The organism is Pseudomonas sp. PICF141 (assembly GCF_002286815.1).
In the GTDB taxonomy this organism is placed as follows: domain Bacteria; phylum Pseudomonadota; class Gammaproteobacteria; order Pseudomonadales; family Pseudomonadaceae; genus Aquipseudomonas.
On record NZ_MUNM01000043.1, the window covers coordinates 1 to 18,367 of the forward strand.

The 18,367-nt window shown below is 59.5% G+C and carries 20 protein-coding genes; 3 read left to right on the plus strand and 17 right to left on the minus strand.

All coding sequences use genetic code 11. The features are described from left to right. Nucleotides 1-410 precede the first annotated feature (410 nt). Entirely contained in the window at nucleotides 411-809 is a 399-nt protein-coding gene (locus BZL43_RS11030; RefSeq protein ID WP_095632337.1) for a low affinity iron permease family protein, read from the plus strand. Nucleotides 810-865: 56 nt separating this feature from the next. Here BZL43_RS11030 and BZL43_RS11035 read toward each other — a convergent pair whose 3' ends face one another. The 6 genes from BZL43_RS11035 to yiaY all read right to left on the minus strand — a co-directional run bounded on the left by BZL43_RS11035 (nucleotide 866) and on the right by yiaY (nucleotide 5,623). Beyond that, entirely contained in the window at nucleotides 866-1,369 is a 504-nt protein-coding gene (locus BZL43_RS11035) for a DUF4142 domain-containing protein (protein ID WP_095632338.1), read from the minus strand. Nucleotides 1,370-1,442: 73 nt separating this feature from the next. After that, nucleotides 1,443-1,598 (minus strand): stress protein, encoded by a 156-nt coding sequence (locus BZL43_RS28810; RefSeq protein ID WP_095632339.1) that lies wholly within the window; start codon nucleotides 1,596-1,598, stop codon nucleotides 1,443-1,445. Between the two features lie 116 nt (nucleotides 1,599-1,714). Further along, nucleotides 1,715-3,064, minus strand: coding sequence for a diguanylate cyclase domain-containing protein (locus BZL43_RS11045; RefSeq protein WP_095632340.1), 1,350 nt, complete (start codon nucleotides 3,062-3,064; stop codon nucleotides 1,715-1,717). 103 nt (nucleotides 3,065-3,167) lie between these two features. Beyond that, the gene (locus BZL43_RS11050; RefSeq protein WP_095632341.1) at nucleotides 3,168-3,806 is read right to left on the minus strand and encodes a LysE family translocator; all 639 of its coding nucleotides are present in this window, start codon (nucleotides 3,804-3,806) and stop codon (nucleotides 3,168-3,170) included. 63 nt (nucleotides 3,807-3,869) lie between these two features. After that, entirely contained in the window at nucleotides 3,870-4,286 is a 417-nt protein-coding gene (gene fos / locus BZL43_RS11055) for a fosfomycin resistance glutathione transferase (RefSeq protein ID WP_095632342.1), read from the minus strand. Nucleotides 4,287-4,474: 188 nt separating this feature from the next. After that, nucleotides 4,475-5,623 (minus strand): L-threonine dehydrogenase, encoded by a 1,149-nt coding sequence (gene yiaY, locus BZL43_RS11060; RefSeq protein WP_095632343.1) that lies wholly within the window; start codon nucleotides 5,621-5,623, stop codon nucleotides 4,475-4,477. 156 nt (nucleotides 5,624-5,779) lie between these two features. Between yiaY and BZL43_RS11065 the strand changes: the two genes are divergently transcribed. Beyond that, a complete protein-coding gene (locus BZL43_RS11065) occupies nucleotides 5,780-6,799 on the plus strand; it encodes a DUF4917 family protein (RefSeq protein WP_095632344.1) in 1,020 nt (339 codons plus the stop codon). Nucleotides 6,800-6,912: 113 nt separating this feature from the next. Here the strand turns inward: BZL43_RS11065 and BZL43_RS11070 are convergent, their stop codons facing one another. The 7 genes from BZL43_RS11070 to BZL43_RS11100 form a co-directional block, all read right to left on the minus strand. Then, nucleotides 6,913-7,257, minus strand: a complete 345-nt coding sequence (locus BZL43_RS11070; protein WP_095632345.1) for a YegP family protein — start codon at nucleotides 7,255-7,257, stop codon at nucleotides 6,913-6,915. Between the two features lie 199 nt (nucleotides 7,258-7,456). Continuing rightward, the gene (locus BZL43_RS11075) at nucleotides 7,457-7,762 is read right to left on the minus strand and encodes a ribbon-helix-helix domain-containing protein (RefSeq protein WP_095632346.1); all 306 of its coding nucleotides are present in this window, start codon (nucleotides 7,760-7,762) and stop codon (nucleotides 7,457-7,459) included. A 14-nt stretch (nucleotides 7,763-7,776) separates the two neighbouring features. Next, complete coding sequence (locus BZL43_RS11080; protein WP_095632347.1) at nucleotides 7,777-8,358, minus strand: DJ-1/PfpI family protein; 582 nt, start codon at nucleotides 8,356-8,358, stop codon at nucleotides 7,777-7,779. Between the two features lie 276 nt (nucleotides 8,359-8,634). After that, complete coding sequence (locus BZL43_RS11085) at nucleotides 8,635-9,849, minus strand: SAM-dependent methyltransferase (RefSeq protein WP_095632348.1); 1,215 nt, start codon at nucleotides 9,847-9,849, stop codon at nucleotides 8,635-8,637. Nucleotides 9,850-10,109: 260 nt separating this feature from the next. Beyond that, entirely contained in the window at nucleotides 10,110-10,727 is a 618-nt protein-coding gene (locus BZL43_RS11090) for a TPM domain-containing protein (RefSeq protein ID WP_095632349.1), read from the minus strand. A 46-nt stretch (nucleotides 10,728-10,773) separates the two neighbouring features. Beyond that, nucleotides 10,774-11,520 carry a YgcG family protein gene (locus tag BZL43_RS11095; protein ID WP_095632350.1) on the minus strand — a complete coding sequence of 249 codons (747 nt, stop codon included), beginning with the start codon at nucleotides 11,518-11,520 and terminating at the stop codon, nucleotides 10,774-10,776. Nucleotides 11,521-11,563: 43 nt separating this feature from the next. Next, nucleotides 11,564-12,175 (minus strand): LemA family protein, encoded by a 612-nt coding sequence (locus BZL43_RS11100; RefSeq protein WP_095632351.1) that lies wholly within the window; start codon nucleotides 12,173-12,175, stop codon nucleotides 11,564-11,566. A 232-nt stretch (nucleotides 12,176-12,407) separates the two neighbouring features. Between BZL43_RS11100 and bglX the strand changes: the two genes are divergently transcribed. Then, a complete protein-coding gene (gene bglX, locus BZL43_RS11105; protein ID WP_095632352.1) occupies nucleotides 12,408-14,699 on the plus strand; it encodes a beta-glucosidase BglX in 2,292 nt (763 codons plus the stop codon). Between the two features lie 123 nt (nucleotides 14,700-14,822). Here the strand turns inward: bglX and BZL43_RS11110 are convergent, their stop codons facing one another. The 4 genes from BZL43_RS11110 to BZL43_RS11125 all read right to left on the minus strand — a co-directional run bounded on the left by BZL43_RS11110 (nucleotide 14,823) and on the right by BZL43_RS11125 (nucleotide 18,238). After that, the gene (locus BZL43_RS11110) at nucleotides 14,823-15,980 is read right to left on the minus strand and encodes a phosphatidylserine/phosphatidylglycerophosphate/cardiolipin synthase family protein (RefSeq protein WP_095632353.1); all 1,158 of its coding nucleotides are present in this window, start codon (nucleotides 15,978-15,980) and stop codon (nucleotides 14,823-14,825) included. Between the two features lies 1 nt (nucleotide 15,981). Beyond that, entirely contained in the window at nucleotides 15,982-16,572 is a 591-nt protein-coding gene (locus BZL43_RS11115) for a YceI family protein (RefSeq protein ID WP_095632354.1), read from the minus strand. 245 nt (nucleotides 16,573-16,817) lie between these two features. Beyond that, nucleotides 16,818-17,147 carry an amidase gene (locus BZL43_RS11120; protein ID WP_095632355.1) on the minus strand — a complete coding sequence of 110 codons (330 nt, stop codon included), beginning with the start codon at nucleotides 17,145-17,147 and terminating at the stop codon, nucleotides 16,818-16,820. Beyond that, nucleotides 17,144-18,238 (minus strand): serine hydrolase, encoded by a 1,095-nt coding sequence (locus BZL43_RS11125; protein WP_095632356.1) that lies wholly within the window; start codon nucleotides 18,236-18,238, stop codon nucleotides 17,144-17,146. Before BZL43_RS11125 ends, BZL43_RS11120 begins: the two co-directional genes overlap by 4 nt. Nucleotides 18,239-18,367: the final 129 nt, after the last annotated feature.

Genomic DNA, 18,367 nt, shown 5'->3' on the forward strand with positions numbered 1-18,367 from the left:
GCAAGCCCCCTCGCCACAGGTGTCCTTCTCTCGACTAACGGGCATTAGTCTCAAGGAGGGGCCACTCACCGCTATTTACTATCCGCCCCCCTTCTCCTGCATCTGCACCGATGACTTGGTGCCATCAGTATTGTCCTTGGTCTCGTTATCCGAGTTATCGAAACAGCCCTGCAACGCAAGCAGGCAGCAGCAGCAAAGGTAAAACGTGCGAGTGAGGTTCATGGGGATCTCCAGTGTCTCAGGCTTGAAGTAGTGACCCCCTGTCGGTGGAAATGGTTGCGACTTTTTTCGGCCCCGAACGATGCGCCCTGACAAGGGGTTCCCGCCTCCAGGTGGAGCAATGTTCAGCAGAATTTTCATCATGCCGATGCTGTCTGAAAATCAGGCGCTCCCCTATGAGGACTACGGCAATGAAATTCGCGAAAATCGCACAGAAGCTCTCTCTGTGGGCCGGCTATCCCCGGACTTTTCTGGGGGCGATCATTCTGATTGTGCTTTGGGGTTTGAGCGGGCCGGTTTTTCATTTCAACGATACCTGGCAATTGATCATCAACACCTCGACCACCATCATCACCTTCCTGATGGTGTTCCTTATCCAGAACACCCAGAACCGCGACACGGATATCTTGCACTTGAAGATCGATGAGTTATTGCGAGTAACCAAGGAAGCGCAAAACGCGATGCTGGGACTTGAATCGCTGGATATCAAACAGCTGGAAGAGCTGAGAAAGAAATATCGCACCCTCGGCGAGGGCGAAACAATTCCTCTGGACGGCACTGTCGTCCCGGAAACAAAGAAACAGGATTGAAGGAATGTTGATCCGTGCCCCGCGGGTGACCGGCGACGTCACCCGCGTCCGTGGTGCTAACGACTGGCTTGCAGAGCCCTGGCCATCTGCAGATGGTTTTGCAGTTTGGGCAGGGTTTCTTCGGCGAACGCTTTGATTTGCGGCACGTCCGTGGTCTGCGCCTGTTGTTGAAGCTGCTCGATGGATTGCTGTGTGGTTTTCACCTGGTGGGCGGCGTATGCCTGATCGAAGGACGCGTCGTCCTTCACCTCCGGGATCAACGCTTTGGCCTTGTCCATCACCTCTTCACGTGGCGCAACCGGTAAATCAAGTTGCTTGGCAATTTTTGCCAGATGCTGGTTGGCGGTGGTGAGGTCGTTGATTACCACGATCGTGTAATCCTTGACCTCCTTGGATTCGGTTTTCTGATGCGCCAGGCGATTGGCTTCGATGTCGGCCATGCCTTTGGCCGACGCTTCGTTGATGAATTCTGTGGCTGACTGGGCGAAGGCACTGCTGGCAAACAGACTCAATAACGTGACAATACTGACATTGCGTAAACGGGTGGCCATCCGGCTCATGGTCGCGCCCTCCTTCTTTGAAAATTCCAACGGGGGCTTTCGCCCCCGTCTTTTAATAAAAAGCACTTCACTATTACCGGGATTTCTGTCCACCTTTGCGGCCCATGCCGCCTTTCGCAGAGTCTCTATCAACGGTCGTTGTGGTGGTTTTCCCACCTTTGCGACCGGATTCAGACGACTTTGTTCGATCGTGGGCACTACCCGATCCTGGATTTTTGGAAGTAGGCATGGTTCTCATCCTCTTGGTGATGATCGTTGCGAGCAGCCGCTCGCATAGAATAAGAATTTCCAGTGCCAAAAAGGTTTAGAAAAACTGGCAACGCTGCGACGAACGGTGACGGGCTTTCAGGCCCCCAGGTTCAGGTGCTGCTGGCGCTTGGCGCTGTACATCGCCTCATCGGCATGCCTGAACAATTGATTTTCTTCAGTCCCGTGTTCAGGGTAGCGCGCAACGCCAATGCTCGGCTGGATGTTCAGGTTATGCCCGTCCAGGCGCAGGGGTTGAGCCAGCACCTGACGGATTTTTCTTGCCACACTCTCGGCATCCTCCGCGGCATGGATGCTGTGCAACAACACCACAAATTCATCACCGCCGATGCGCGCCACGGTGTCGGTTTCACGCACGCAGCCCTTGAGCCGATTGGCGACCGCTTGCAACAGCATGTCGCCAACCGCATGACCGTGGGTGTCGTTGACACACTTGAAGCGGTCAAGGTCGACGTAGAGCAATGCCATTCGACCTGAGCCTGTTCGGGCCAGTGTCAGCGAGGCTTTGAGTCGTTCGCGCAGCAACTCGCGATTGGGCAACTGAGTGAGTTGGTCGTATTGCGCCATGCGCTGGAGCCGGGCATGCAGTTGCTTGCGCTCGATAGCGGTCGCGACCTGCGCACAAACATATTGCAGCAGTTCCTTGTCTTGCTCGGTATAACGTTCGCCGCCCGGTACGCTTTTAACGACCAACGCACCAATGGTGCCGTTCTTCGAACTCAACGGCACGCCCAGCCAGCAGGGCGAATCCTGGCCTGCGACCAGTGCCGCAAACCCCGTCGGCGGATTGTCCTGATCCGGAGTCAGCAGGATCGGCACGCCGCTGCGAATCACTTCACTGCAAAGACGCCCGGTCACCGTCCCGGGCTCCTCGGGTTGCGGTTCATGGTCGTCGACGTGATAGGGGAAGTTCAGCTGCATGCAATGTTCGTCATACAGCGCCACGGAGAAATTCAATGCCGGAAGCCATTCGCCGATGATCGAATGGATGCGTTTGAACAGCGCCAGCAGATCTTCCGCCGCATGGGCAGCTTCGGAAATGGCATACAGCGCCGCTTGCCGGGACTCGGCCTGTTTGCGCTCGGTGATGTCGCGCGCCACGGCAATGCGCAACTGATCGACCTGCGACCACCGCGCCGACCAGAGAATGTGCACCACCCGGCCGTCCTTGCGCAGGTAACGGTTTTCAAAATTGAGCTTGGGCTCGCCGCCCATGATCTCCCGTGCGGCATCGAGGGTGCGCTGTCGGTCGGCGGGATGCACCAGGTCGATCATCGGCTGGCCGATCAACTCGTCGGGGGTGTAACCGAAAATGCGCTCGCAGGCCGCGCTGACAAATACGAAGCGACCTTGTTTATCTACCGCACAAACGGCGTCCAGCAAGAGATCAATGTAGCTCGCCAGTGGGGCGGAATTTCTGGTTTCCATAATGCCGAGAGCGTGTCCGGACAATGCAACATTGAACAACCCTCCCTGACCGGTCATCCGCCTGAGCGATGACTGTGCAGCCGAGGCTTCCCTGCGATCAGCTTCAAACTTTGTGCGTTACCAGCCCCGGCAGCGCATGCACCAGGGCATTGATGGCAAAACCGATGAACATTACCCCGCACAACCGGGTGATCGCCAGTTCATGACGCTGATACAACGTGCGAACCTGACGCGCCCCGACAATGCCTATGAGAATAGCGTAGGCCAAAAGGCCACCAACGAAGCTCAGGATGATCAACCAGGGCAACATCGACCAATGCAGCAATTCTGCACGGCTGGACAGCAGCGCGGTAAAGGTCGCCACTGCCACGGGATAAGCCTTGGGGTTGGTCAAACCGAACAGGATGCCATGCCAGAACGGCTGCCGAGCAGGCCCCTGAGGGGCATCGGCATTGCCGCGCCGAGCGCGAACCGCACGCAGACCCAGCCAGAACAGGTAGAGCCCACTGAATACGCCCAGTACATCGAATGCAGTGCTGCCGATTTCCCGCGCACCGACAATCGCGATCAGCGCCGTGCTGCACCAGACCACGTCGCCCAGCAAATGGCCGCACAGAAACCCCGCTCCGGCCCGCCGCCCGCGCGCCGCACCGATGCCGAACACCGCCAGCACACCCGGGCCCGGCGTGATGCCATAAATGAAGCCCGAGGCGAGAACGGCCATTAGCAGCGATGGAGTCATGGGATTCCTGTTGAAACGCCGGATGAATGGACGCAAGTCTATCTCAGGACCCGGAGCATCGACTCACTGATCGTCGAAGAACTTCATCCCCGCGTATGGCCGTTGCCGACAACCCGTCAGCCGCGACGCCAGGTCCCCGACATGCGCCTCCAGCTTGTGCCCGTCCGGGTCAAGAAAGTAGAACGAAGCCCCTTCACTGCGGTTGTCCCGCCACGCTTGCACGTTGGCCGATCGCAGGCGTTCGACGAACAACGGGAAGTGTGCGCAATCGATACTGAAGGCGTAATGGGTGTAGTCAGCAGCAGGCGCGGATTGGCGTAGCGGATCGAGAGAAAGGCACAACCACAGGCCGGGTAATGAGAGATAGGCGCCGGCGTCCCATGTGGCTTCCTGCTGGAATTGCAGCAGCTCGCGATAGAACGCCACGCTGCGGTTCAGGTCGGTGACGGCGAGGGTCAGGTGGTTGAGGCCGGTAAGCATGGGTTTGTGACCTAGAGGCGGGTTCCGACCGGAGCGTACAACTTAAACGTCGTTGAGCGTATAGCCGCAGGTGCCGATGAGGTATAGCGCCAACTCCACCAAGCGCTTGCTGGCCGCCGACACCCTCGGTAATGTCGGCTCGGACGAGATCGCAGCATAGCGCTCCTCCCCCCCGAACCGTGCCCTGGTTAAAACGCGCTGCGGAAAATCTCCTCGATCTGCCGCTGATCCGCCGGCCGTGGATTGGTCAGTCCACAAGCGTCTTTGAGGGCATTGCTGGCCAGCACCGGGATGTCGTTGAGCCTGGCACCGAGCTCGCGTAAACCGGCGGGGATTTCCACTTCCCTGGCCAGATCGCGAATGGCCGCGATCGCTGCCTGAGCGCCCTCTTCAGGGCTGAACCCGCGAATATCGGCGCCCATGGCGTGGGCGACATCGGTCAGGCGGTCAGCGCAGACCAACGCGTTGAAACTCTGTACGTGAGGCAGCAGCACCGCATTGCACACGCCATGGGGCAAGTCGTAGAAACCGCCCAACTGGTGAGCCATCGCGTGAACGTAACCCAGGGACGCATTGTTAAATGCCATGCCGGCCAGGAATTGCGCGTAAGCCATGTTCTCCCGCGCGATCATGTCACTGCCGTCGCGTACGGCCTGGGGCAGGTTATTGCTGATCAAGGTGATGGCTTTGAGCGCACAGGCATCGGTAATCGGGTTGGCCGCCGTGGAGACGTAGGCTTCGATGGCGTGGGTCAGCGCGTCCATGCCAGTGGCGGCAGTCAACCCCTTGGGCATGGCGACCATCAGCGCCGGGTCATTGACCGACAACAGTGGCGTGACGTTGCGATCGACGATGGCCATTTTCACGTGACGGGATTCGTCGGTGATGATGCAAAAACGGGTCATTTCGCTGGCAGTGCCGGCGGTGGTGTTGATCGCGATCAGTGGCAGTTGCGGTTTGGCCGACCGATCGACGCCTTCGTAGTCACGAATCGTCCCACCGTTAGTGGCGCACAAGGCGATGCCCTTGGCGCAGTCGTGAGGCGAACCGCCACCCAGGGATACCACGAAATCGCAGCGGGTTTCCTTGAGCAGGCCCAGGCCAAGTTCGACGTTGGCAATGCTCGGATTCGGCTTGGCGCCGTCGAAGATCACCGAGTCGATATCCTGCAAGGCCAGTTTTTCGGCAATCATCGTCGCCACGCCAGCCTTGGCCAATCCGGTGTCGGTGACGATCAGTGCCTTGCGAAAGCCATACTTGCGAATGGCGTCCATGGCTTCGTCAAGGCAACCGGTGCCCATGATGTTCACAGCGGGAATGAAAAACGTACTGCTCATGCGCGAGTCTCCTGGCTGAAGCCGAATCAACAGCACCGATCCGGCGGGTGCGCACAGAATCGACTCATTAGTCGTGCGGTAACTTGATCTGGCTCAAGTCCGGGTCGTGATAAAGTCGCCGTCCATCAGACCTTTTGCTTTGAGACGACAAACGCAATGACCGATTTCCAGGATGTCGATGCCCAACTTGAAGACTGGAACGCCTTGCGCACCACCGCCTCTTTCGGCGGCTTGCTGGTGGGTAACGGTGCCAGTCGTGCGGTTTGGGACGACTTCGGCTACGACTCGCTGTTTGAAAACGCCCGCACCGTCGAAGAGAAGCCTCTGAGCCAATCCGAAATGAGTGTGTTCGAGGCGATGCAGACGCGCAGTTTCGAACAAGTGCTCGGTGCGCTGAAAACCACCAGCCGGGTCAACAAGGCGTTGGCCGTCAGCTCGGCGGCACCGCGCAATCGTTATTACGCAATCAAGGAAGCGCTGATCAACACCGTGCATGCAGTGCACATCCCTTGGCGCTTGGTGGTGCCCTCGACGCTGGCGACGATCAACCAGGAGTTGGCCAGCTATCGGACGGTGTTCACCACCAATTACGATTTGCTCAACTACTGGGCGGTTCAGCACCGACCTGACGCTATTACCGATCTGTTCCAGGGCACCGAGCCGCGTTTTGACCTGAGCGTCACCGCGACCGATAAAACCCGGCTGCTGTACCTGCACGGCGGCCTGCATCTGGTGCGCAATCAGGACGGTACCGCGCGTAAATTGATGTCGACCGAGGGTACGTTGCTCGGCAGTTTCGCCATCAACAATACGATCAAGACCCTCGACGACGTGCCACTGTTCGTCAACGAAGGCCCGACCCAGGACAAGCTCAAAACCATTCGCAGCTCCGATTACCTGTCGTTCTGTTACGACCAGTTACTGGGCCATGGCGATGGGTTGTGCATTTTCGGGCATGCCCTTGGCGAGCAGGACAGCCACATCATTCATGCATTGCGTCAGGCGAAGCCGAAGACAGCGGCGATCTCGATTTACCCGCGTAGCAAGGCGTTCATCCAGCATCAGAAGCGGCATTACGCGAAGGTGTTTGAAGGGACGGGAGTGGAGCTGCGGTTTTTTGATTCGAAGACGCATGCGCTGGGCAGCCCGAAGCTGACGGTACCGGTTGAGGTTTAGTGGCGCCGAGGCCGGCCCCTTCGCGGGCAAGCCCGCTCCCACAGGAATTTGTGAACACCGCCGAACCTATGTGAGAGCGAGCAGGCTCGCTCCCTCATCAAGTATCCGGTGTGTCAGAGCACCGGCAAGGTCTTGTCCTTGATCACCGTGGTCGGACCGTTGGCTTTAACGCTGGCGATGCCTTTATCCCTTGCGGCATCCGATGAATAGGATTCGCTGCTGCCGATGATCTCGTGATTACCGGCCTTCAGGTTGAAGTAAGGATGACCGTCCTTGGTGGTTTTTTTCTCGTAGCGTTCGTCCAGCGGACTGTTGGCCTGAACCGAGGCGATACCGCCATCGGCCGCACCGCGAGAGGTGTACAGCTCACTGGTCAGAATGGTTTCGGCATTGGCCGCTTTCAATACAAACTTGAATTGGCCGTTGACGGTTTTACTCACTTCGTACCATCCAGACATGCTTTTACTCCTTGGCGATTGAGAGGTTTCGCGCTTCAGAGTAAAGACCAAGTCAGGATTTCTGTCGCCTGTACCGACCCCTTCGCGGGCAAGCCTCGCTCCTACAGGACTTCGGTTGACCGCAGGTTTGCGTCCGGCACAAATCCTGTGGGAGCGAGGCTTGCCCGCGAAGGCGTCCTCAACATGGATACAAACCGCTCTACTTCACCGCAGCCCGCACCACCGACAACTCAGGTATCTGCACCCGGCGCTGGCTCAGGTAGCGCATGCAGCTGACCCGCAAGAACGAGGCAAAATTCACCACTTCGCCACGGTAGTCCATCACCTCTTCATACAGCTTGGCGATCAACTGATTGGTGGTCATGCCGTCGACCTCGGCGATTTCGCTGAGGATGTCCCAGAACTGATTCTCCAGCCGCAGGGTGGTCACCACCCCGCAGATGCGCAGCGAGCGGGAGCGCGACTCGTAGAGAATCGGATCGGCCTTGACGTAGAGCTCGCACATGGAAACGTCCCTCGTTACAGCGTGATTTTGGTGCCCAGCAACCCGAGGAAACCGGCCAGCCAGCTCGGGTGCGCCGGCCAGGCCGGTGCCGTGGCCAGATTGCCTTGAACGTGACCTTGCGTCACCGGGATATCGATGAACGTGCCGCCAGCCAGGCGTACTTCCGGGGCACATGCCGGATAGGCGCTGCACTCGCGCCCCTCAAGAATGCCGGCCGCGGCCAGCAGTTGCGCACCGTGACAGACGGCGGCGATCGGTTTGCCGGCCTTGTCGAACGCTCGCACCAGGTCCAGGACTTTTTCGTTCAGGCGCAGGTACTCCGGCGCCCGACCGCCCGGCACCAGCAGCGCATCGTAGTCCGCCGCGTCTACCTTGGCGAAATCGAAGTTCAGGGCAAACAGGTGACCGGGTTTTTCGCTGTAGGTCTGGTCGCCTTCGAAGTCATGGATCGCTGTGCGCACAGTCTGGCCAGCGGCTTTATCAGGGCAAACGGCGTGCACCGTGTGGCCGACCATCAGCAGCGCCTGGAACGGCACCATCACTTCGTAGTCTTCGACGTAATCGCCGACCAGCATCAGAATTCTTTTAGCCGCCATGGGGAAGACTCCTCTGGAAAATGCGTGGGCATGCAGGAGTATTCAAGGTAGACCTTATCCGGCGGGTCGGGTAATAACCAGCTACTACGAACAATGAGCTTTTGTGGCGAGGGGGCTTGCCCCCGTTGGGTCGCGAAGCGGTCCTAATCCGGTTTATTCACTCAGGCCGTGGTCTCTGGTTTTGCGACTGCTACGCAGCCGAACGGGGGCAAGCCCCCTCGCCACAAGGACAGGGCTTTTTCGCTCTACCCTCGATTCTGGTTCATTCCTCGAGCATCAGAGGTAGCCATCAGCCCGCAGCAGTGTTTCCAGGCAATGTTCGCTGATGTGGTAGAAATCCTTCAGTTCCTGGATTTTCACCAACAGCTGAGCGGGATCAATCGGCTCGGCGCGTTTGACCGCCAGGATCATCTTGTTCTTGTTGGTGTGGTCCAGCGAGATGAACTCGAAGACCTTGGTCTCGTAACCGCACGCTTCCAGAAACAGTGCACGCAAACTGTCAGTGACCATTTCCGCCTGCTGGCCCAGGTGCAGGCCGTATTGCAACATCGGCTTGAGCAGTGCCGGGCTCTGGATCTGCAGGCGGATCTGCTTGTGGCAGCACGGCGAGCACATGATGATCGAGGCACCGGAACGAATACCGGTGTGAATCGCATAGTCAGTGGCAATGTCGCAGGCATGCAGCGCGATCATCACGTCCAGCTCGCTCGGCGCGACGCTGCGCACGTCACCGCATTTGAATACCAGCCCCGGATGTTCCAGCTTCGCAGCGGCGGTGTTGCATAGGTTGACCATGTCTTCGCGCAGCTCGACGCCGGTCACCTCGCCCTCGGCCTTCAGGGTATTGCGCAGGTAGTCGTGGATCGCGAACGTCAGGTAGCCCTTGCCCGAGCCGAAATCCGCCACCCGCACGGGTTTGTCCAGCGCCAGCGGCGACGAGGTCAGCGCATGGCTGAAGACTTCGATGAACTTGTTGATCTGCTTCCACTTGCGCGACATCGCCGGAATCAGCTCATGTTGCGCGTTGGTCACGCCGAGGTCTTTGAGGAACGGCCGACTCAGGTCGAGGAAACGGTTCTTCTCGCGGTTGTGCTCGGCGGACGGCACTTCGCGCAATTGCTGAGGTTTGCTCTTGAACAGCGAAGATTTGCCCTTTTTGCTGTATTCGAGCTGGGCTTCGTCGGTCAATGACAGTAAATGCGCATTTTTGAACGATGCAGGCAACAACGCAGCGATGGTCGCCACGCCTTCGGCCAACGGAAGGTTTTTGGTGATGTCGCGGGTCTTGTAGCGGTAGACGAAGGACAGGCAGGGCTGATCCTTGACCGTCAGTTGCTTGATGATCAGCCGCTGCAAATCCGCTTCGCCCCCGACGTACTTGGCCAGCACCAGTTTGATGAAGGCGTGCTGGTCGAGGCTGGTTTGCAGCAGGTCGATGAACTGGGCGTGATGATCCGGCGCGAGGCTGGCGGGAGTGGCGGTGACAGACATGGGGAAAAACGACCTCGGGCGGTGCGGATCGGGGAATGGTGGGTATTTTAGGGGGGATGGCCGTTCGGGACACGCAGTTATTTGCCAAACGGTGCGAATCCTGAGGCCAGTGAGTTCCTTGTGGCGAGGGGGCTTGCCCCCGTTGGGCTGCGAAGCGGCCCCCCATGTATCTTCAGTTGCACCGAGTTCTCTGGTTGACGACTGCTTCGCAGCCGAACGGGGGCAAGCCCCCTCGCCACAGGGAGCGGTGTCAATTGAAATTAGCTCAACACCACCAACCGATTCGGCAATTCGTTGCGCACATGGGTCACTGGCACATGCACCTTGAGCAACTCGCCGCAGGCCTCGATGCATGTCACAAACCCCTGCAAGGTCTGCCCTTGTTTCACCTGTTGCGTAAACGCCGCCACAATCGCGTCCCAGTTCTTGTTGTCCAGCCGTTTGGAAATACCTTCATCCACCAGGATTTCTACATAACGCTCGGCTTCGGAGACGAAAATCAGCATGCCGGTGCTGCCCACGGTGTGGTGCAGGTTTTGCTCCAGGAACTGCCGGCGCGCCAGGTTCGACGCCCGCCAGTGGCGGACCGAGCGCGGGATCAGGCGCGTGGTGACTTTCGGGATCCGGAACAGCAGGCACAACACGATGAAACTGAACCATTGCACCAGCAACAGGCTATGCATAGTCAGCCAGCCCGTCAGGTAATGCACGATCCCCGGCACCACCAGCGCCAACAGACTGGCCCAGAGCAGCGGGATATACGCGTAATCGTCGGCACGCGCCGCAAGCACCGTGACCAGTTCGGCATCGGTATCGCGCTCGACCCGGGCAATGGCCTCGGCGACTTTGCGTTGTTCGTGTGCAGTCAGTAATGCCATGGTTATGAATGCCTGCTCGCTATTGTTGTTTTTACCTGCAGTGTTATCACCAGCCGCCCGACGAGCCGCCGCCCCCGAAACTGCCCCCACCGCCGCTGAAGCCCCCGCCGCCACCGCCAAAACCTCCACCGCCGAAACCGCCCCTCGAGCCGCCACGGCCGCCGCCGCTTGGCAGAATACCGAACATCTGGCCGACGAAGATCGTCAGGATAAACAGCAACACCAGGAACACGAACAACCCCGGCGGCCGTTCAACGGCATCACTCTCCTGATCACCACGCGGGTCAAACACTGTCGACGGTTCGTCCAGCGGATTGCCGCCCAGCACCACCAGCATCGCCGCAACCCCGTCGCTGATGCCTTTGCTGAAGTTACCGGCCTTGAACGCAGGCGTGATCACCTGATGGATGATCACCGAACTCTGCGCATCGGTCAGGCGCCCTTCCAGGCCATAACCGACTTCGATCCGCAGCTTGCGCTCGTCTCGCGCAACGATCAGCAGCGCGCCATTGTTCTTGTCCTTCTGGCCGATGCCCCAATAGCGCCCCAATTGATAACCGAAATCCTCAATGTTGGCACCCTGCAAGTCCGGCAACGTGACCACCACCAACTGCTCGCCGGTGGTTTTTTCGTGGGCGTTGAGCTGTTGCGTCAGTTGCTCGCGCACCGCAGGCTCGATCATCTGGGCGTTGTCCACCACCCGTCCGGTCAGTTCGGGGAACTTCAGCTCGGCCTGGACCGTGAATGCCAATACCCACAGCACCCACATCAGGCCCACTTTCAACACGCGCATTGGCAACCTCATCCTTGTTGACGCTTCAAGCCCGTTCCGGCGCTTACTGGAACTTCACTTCAGGCGCTTTCTCGGCACCGGGGCTGGTCGCCTCGAAGGTTTCACGGATCGGCAGATCGCTGTACAACACGGTGTGCCACAGGCGACCGGGAAAGGTGCGGATCTCGGTATTGTATTTCTGCACCGCCAGGATGAAGTCGCGACGCGCCACGGCGATGCGGTTCTCGGTGCCTTCAAGTTGCGATTGCAACGCCAGGAAGTTCTGGTTGGCCTTGAGGTCCGGGTAGCGCTCGGACACCACCATCAACCGGCTCAGGGCGCCAGTCAGCTGATTCTGCGCCTGCTCGTACTGTTTGAGCATTTCCGGGTTGTCCAGCGTGCTGGCATCCACCTGAATAGAGGTGGCCTTGGCGCGGGCTTCGATCACCGCGGTCAGGGTTTCTTGCTCATGCCGGGCATAGCCCTTGACGGTTTCCACCAGGTTGGGAATCAGGTCGGCGCGACGCTGGTACTGGTTCTGCACCTGGCCCCAGGCGCCCTTGGCCTGTTCGTCCAGGGTCGGGATATTGTTGATGCCGCAGCCGGTCAGCAATGCGGTCAGCCACATCAAGGCTGCGACCTGCAGACTCGACCGATAGTGAAGTCGTACATTCATCTGGTTGATGCTCCCTTGCCTATTCCGTTGGATGAAACAACCTGCGAACTTGAAGCCGGCTCTTGGGGCATAATCTGCGCCGCTACTGGATTGCATCGAGCCAATGGGCTAAAAGATGCCCCGGCGCTAACACATAACTGTGCTGCATTCATTTGAACAACAATAGTCGCTCCCAACATTTTGGCTGACCGGCGTGTATTCACTGCCGTTTAGGCTTTCGAGAAAACCATTCATGAAGAAGCTGTGTTTGCTGGGCCTGTTCGTCAGCCTGGCCAGTCATACCGTATTGGCCGCCACGACGCCCGCACCGATAGAGAACAAGGACGCCTTCATCAACCACCTGATGAAGCAAATGACCCTCGATGAAAAGATCGGCCAGTTGCGCCTGATCAGCATCGGCCCGGAAATGCCGCGGGAGATGATCCGCAAGGAGATCGCTGCCGGCAATATCGGCGGCACCTTCAACTCGATCACCCGCGCCGAAAACCGTCCGATGCAGGACGCGGCCATGCGCAGCCGCTTGAAGATCCCGATGTTCTTCGCCTATGACGTGATCCACGGCCACCGCACCATTTTCCCGATTCCGCTGGCCCTGGCCTCGAGCTGGGACATGGACGCCATTGGTCGCTCCGGGCGTATCGCCGCCCAGGAAGCAGCGGCTGACAGCCTCGACATTACCTTCGCGCCAATGGTCGACATCTCCCGCGACCCACGTTGGGGCCGCACCTCCGAAGGCTTCGGCGAAGACACCTACCTGGTTTCGCGGATCGCCGGCGTCATGGTCAAGGCGTTCCAGGGCATCGGGACGAACGCGGCTGACAGCATCATGGCCAGCGTCAAGCATTTTGCCTTGTACGGCGCGGTCGAAGGCGGTCGCGACTACAACGTCGTCGACATGAGCCCGGTCAAGATGTACCAGGATTACCTGCCACCGTATCGCGCCGCCATCGACGCCGGTGCTGGCGGGGTGATGGTTGCGCTGAACTCGATCAACGGCGTGCCGGCCACCGCCAACACCTGGCTGATGAACGACCTGCTGCGCAAGGAATGGGGCTTCAAAGGCCTGGCGGTCAGCGATCACGGCGCGATTTTCGAGCTGATCAAGCATGGCGTCGCCGCCGACGGTCGCGAAGCGGCGAAGCTGGCGATCAAGGCCGGCATCGACATGAGCATGAACGACACCCTTTACAGCAAGGAATTGCCGGGGCTGTTGAAGGCGGGTGAGATCGAACAGAAAGACATCGACAATGCCGTACGTGAAGTGCTCGCCGCCAAGTACGACATGGGCCTGTTCAAAGACCCATACCTGCGCATCGGCAAGGCCGAAGATGACCCGGCCGATACCTACGCCGAAAGCCGTCTGCACCGCGCCGAAGCCCGTGATGTCGCGCGCCGCAGCCTGGTATTGCTGAAAAACCAGGGCGACACCCTGCCGCTGAAGAAAACCGCGAAAATCGCGCTGGTCGGTCCACTGGCCAAGGCGCCGATCGACATGATGGGCAGTTGGGCCGCTGCTGGCCGTCCTGAGCAATCGGTGACGTTGTTCGATGGCATGACCCATGCGCTTGGCGCACAGTCGACGCTGATCTACGCCCGTGGCGCAAACATCACCAGCGACAAGAAAATCCTCGATTACCTGAACTTCCTCAACTTCGACGCGCCGGAAGTGGTGGATGACCCGCGTTCGGCCAATGTATTGATTGAGGAAGCGGTCAAGGCTGCCAAACAAGCGGATGTAGTGGTGGCCGCGGTAGGCGAATCCCGTGGCATGTCCCACGAGTCGTCGAGCCGTACCGACCTGAACATTCCAGCCAGCCAGCGCGAGCTGATCAAGGCGTTGAAAGCTACCGGCAAACCACTCGTGCTGGTGTTGATGAATGGCCGTCCGCTGTCGATTCTCGAAGAGAACGAGCAAGCTGACGCGATTCTGGAAACCTGGTTCAGCGGCACCGAAGGCGGCAACGCCATCGCTGATGTGCTGTTCGGCGACTACAACCCGTCAGGCAAACTGCCGATCACCATCCCGCGCTCGGTGGGTCAGATTCCGACCTATTACAATCACCTGAGCATCGGCCGGCCGTTCACGCCGGGCAAACCGGGCAACTACACCTCGCAGTATTTCGAAGACACCACCGGGCCGCTGTTCCCGTTCGGCTTCGGCCTGAGCTACACCCAATTCAGCCTGACCGACATGGCCCTTTCTTCAACCACACTGAACAAGACCGGCAAGCTCGACGCCAGGGTCGTGGTGAAGAACACCGGCAAGCGTGATGGCGAAACCGTGGTGCAGTTGTACATCCAGGACGTGACCGGCTCGATGATCCGCCCGGTCAAGGAACTGAAGAACTTCCAGAAAGTGCTGCTCAAGGCCGGCGAACAGAAAGTCGTGCACTTCACCATCACCGAGGACGACCTGAAGTTCTACAACGCCCAGCTCAAGTACGCCGCGGAACCGGGCAGGTTCAACGTGCAGATCGGCCTGGACTCCCAGGACGTGACGCAGCAGAGCTTTGAGTTGTTGTAATCCCTGCACGGACTGATCGTTCCCACGCTCCGCGTGGGAATGCAGCCCGTGACGCTCCGCGTCACTGGACGCGGAGCGTCCCTAGAGGCATTCCCACGCGGAGCGCGGGAACGATCTGGGTGACTATCCCCGCCGATCCAGCATATTCACCACCAGCCGATCCACCCATCCCCACACCCTTTGCTTGATGCGTCGCCACAACGGGCGGCGTTTCCATGCTTCGATGCTGACTTCCTGGCTCAGGGCAAAGTCATTGCCGAAGCTCGCCGCCACCGCCAGGGTCAGTGCGGGGTCCAGGGCTTCGAGGTTGGCTTCCAGGTTGAAACGCAGATTCCAGTGATCGAAATTGCACGAGCCGATACTCACCCAGTCATCGATCAACACCATCTTCAGGTGCAGGAAACACGGCTGGTACTCGAAGATTCTCACCCCGGCCCGCAGCAGTCGCGGGTAGTAGCGATGCCCGGCGTAGCGCACCGACGGATGATCGGTGCGTGGCCCGGTCAGCAGCAGACGCACATCGACGCCACGAGCAGCCGCCCGACGCAGTGAGCGGCGGACTTTCCAGGTCGGCAGGAAATACGGCGTGGCCAGCCAGATTCGGCGCTGGCCGCTGTTCAGCGCGCGAGTCAGCGATTGCAGAATATCGCGGTGTTGGCGGGCGTCGGCATAAGCGACCCGGCCCATGCCCTCGCCCGTGACTGGCACCCGTGGCAAGCGCGGCAAACCAAAGTGCGCAGTGGGTTTCCAGGCGCGCCGATGGCGGTTGGCGATCCATTGGCGGTCGAACAGCAACTGCCAGTCGATGACCAAGGGCCCGGTGATTTCCACCATCACTTCGTGCCATTCGCTGGTGTCTTGGCCCGGGGTCCAGAACTCATCGGTGACCCCGGTGCCGCCGACCACCGCCAGGCATTGATCCACCAGCAGCAGCTTGCGGTGATCGCGATAAAAATTGCCCACCCAACGGCGCCAGCTCAGGCGATTGTAGAAACGCAACTCGACACCGGCAGCCATCAGGCGCTGACGCAAGGTCAGGGTAAAGGCCAGGCTGCCGTAGTCATCGAACAGGCAACGCACCCGCACACCGCGCTCGGCCGCCTGGACCAGCGCCTGCACCATGGCCTCGGCGCAAGCCCCCGCCTCCACCAGGTACAGTTCCAGTTCGACCTGTTCCTCGGCGCGGGCGATCGCCACCAGCATTCGCGGAAAAAACTGCGGACCGTCGATCAGCAATTCAAAGCGGTTGCCGTCGCGCCAGGGGAAAATTGCGCCGCGCATTTCAGCGCGCCGTGAAAATCAGCACCGCACCCACCGGCACCGACAGACTGATGGCCGACAAACCGGCAACCTTGCGCAAGCTTTCCAGGCCCGGGGCCAGGTCGAAGTCTTCAGCGTTGATCACCAACGGTTCGAGGGTCACCACTTGAAAGCGCCGGTCATCGAGACGGGTCGCCAGCAATTCGGCGTTGTACTGGTGTTGTTTGCCATGCAGGTTGACGGTCAGCGGCAAGCGCAACTCCAGTTGCGCTCCGGGCGCCAGGTCGTTGATCGGCCGCAGATCGATTTGCGTGGTGATCAGCGCTTCAGGGAACGTCTGGATATCGAACAGCTCCTTGCGCATGCGTTCGTCACGCAGCGGAATGCCACTGTTGATCGATTCCAGCTCAACTTCCACCTGCGCCAGGCCTTTGGGATCGACCTTGCCGTGAAGCACGAGAAAGCGCTGCACTTCGGAAATATTGGCGTTTTTAGTGCTGATGAACGACAGCCGCGAGGATTCGCCGTCCAGGTACCAATTGGCCTGGGCCGACACGGTGACGCCGGCCAGCAGCAGGGAGGCGAGGGTTTTGCAGACAAAGCGGTTGAACATAGAGACTCATGGGCAGATAAACCTGAGCGAACCTTAACTGGCTGTGGGCGCATTGCAAACTCTAATGCCCCGGATCTTGAATCAAAGACATTCCCCTGTGGCGAGGGGGCTTGCCCCCGTTCGGTTGCGCAGCAGCCGCAAAACCTGTGTATGTGGACTACTTGAAGAAACTCATTGCCTGATTTTGGGAGTGCTTCGCCCTCCAACGGGGGCAAGCCCCCTGGCCACAAAGAGTCTGATGGCTGTCAGGGCTGCAACCGACATCCCTGCCGTTCACCAACCCAAACAGCGCTATGGCTGCGCCCCATACCGCCCGCCTTCACGCGCTTGTTCGCGGCGTCATCGACGAACCCGCTGGTGGGCAAATACTGCTTCACATAGCCTTGGCAATATTCGGCCGGATTGTTCATCACATAGCGGCACGAGCAGTATTCCTTGGCGGTGTAGGCGCTGATGATGCCCGGGAAGGCCCACAGCGCCACCCGCTCCTGCCAGGCCCAACCGAGCAAGGCAATCAGCAGCACCAGCAAAAGTGTGCTGAACGGTCGACGACGAATAAAACTGCGTCGGTTCATGGCTGCACCTTCATGGCAAACGCCTTGAGCACGAGTTTGAGCAATTCGTTGTGCCGATAACTGCCATCGCGATCATCGCCGTAGCGCACGATCACCAGCTTTTCGCTGGGAATCACGTACATTGCCTGCCCCCAATGGCCCAGCGCGGCAAAGGTATCGGCGGGCGCATCGGGCCAGGGATGGGTTGCGCCCTCCACCGCGCGATTGAGCCACCAATGCCCGCCGGGTACCGCTTCATCCTGATTGGCTTGATAGCCAGCGAACGGTTCACGACTGAAGTCGACCCAGTCCTTGGGCAGCAATTGCCGCTCACGCCACCGACCGTCGCGCGCCATCAACAGGCCGACCCGCGCCAGGTCCCGGGCAGTGAGATAGGCGTAGGACGATGCGACAAACGTACCCGTGGCATCCACTTCCCACACCGCGCTGCGAATCCCCAAGGGTTCGAACAGCGCGGTCCATGGATAATCCGGATAACGGGCCGGGCCGACGATGGTTTTCAGCGCGGCGGACAGCAGGTTGCTGTCGCCACTGGAGTAGCGGAATGCCTGACCGGGTTTGGCATATTCGTCGTGGTTGGCAGTGAACGCGGCCATGTCGCGATGTCCACGGGTGTAGAGCATGGCCACCACCGAGGACTTCAATGGGGCATATTCATAATCTTCCTGCCAGTCCAAACCCGAGGCCCAGTGCAGCAGGTCGGCCATGGTCATGGCGGGGTGTTTTTCCAGCGCGGGATAGAATTTGCGCACCGGATCCTGGAGTTTGAACAACCCTTCGCCATAGGCCACACCCAGCACCGCGCCCATCACGCTTTTGCTGATGGACCAGGTCAGGTGCGGCGTTTGTGCAGTGGTCGGGCCGGCGTAGCGTTCGTAAATCAGTTGGCCGTCGCGGATCACCAGCAAGGCATCGGTGCGAATGCCTTGGTGAGTGGCATCGTCGCGGGGCGCGAAGGCGTAGTTCTCCAGGGCTTGAAGTGCCGGACCGGTGATTTTCGGGCCGGGCGACCATTGCTCGGCCGGCCAGTTTTCGGCCTGGGCTGTGAGGCTGAGCAGCAGCATGTAAATCAGGGACAAGCCTTTGAACATGAGGGGCGCTCGGAGGGATGAACCTGCAGAGCCTAGTCGAGCTAGATGACAGTTTTTGAATTTGCGTCGTCCAAGAGATCGCCTTCGCGGGCAAGCCTCGCTCCTACAGGATTTGTGCCGGATGCGATT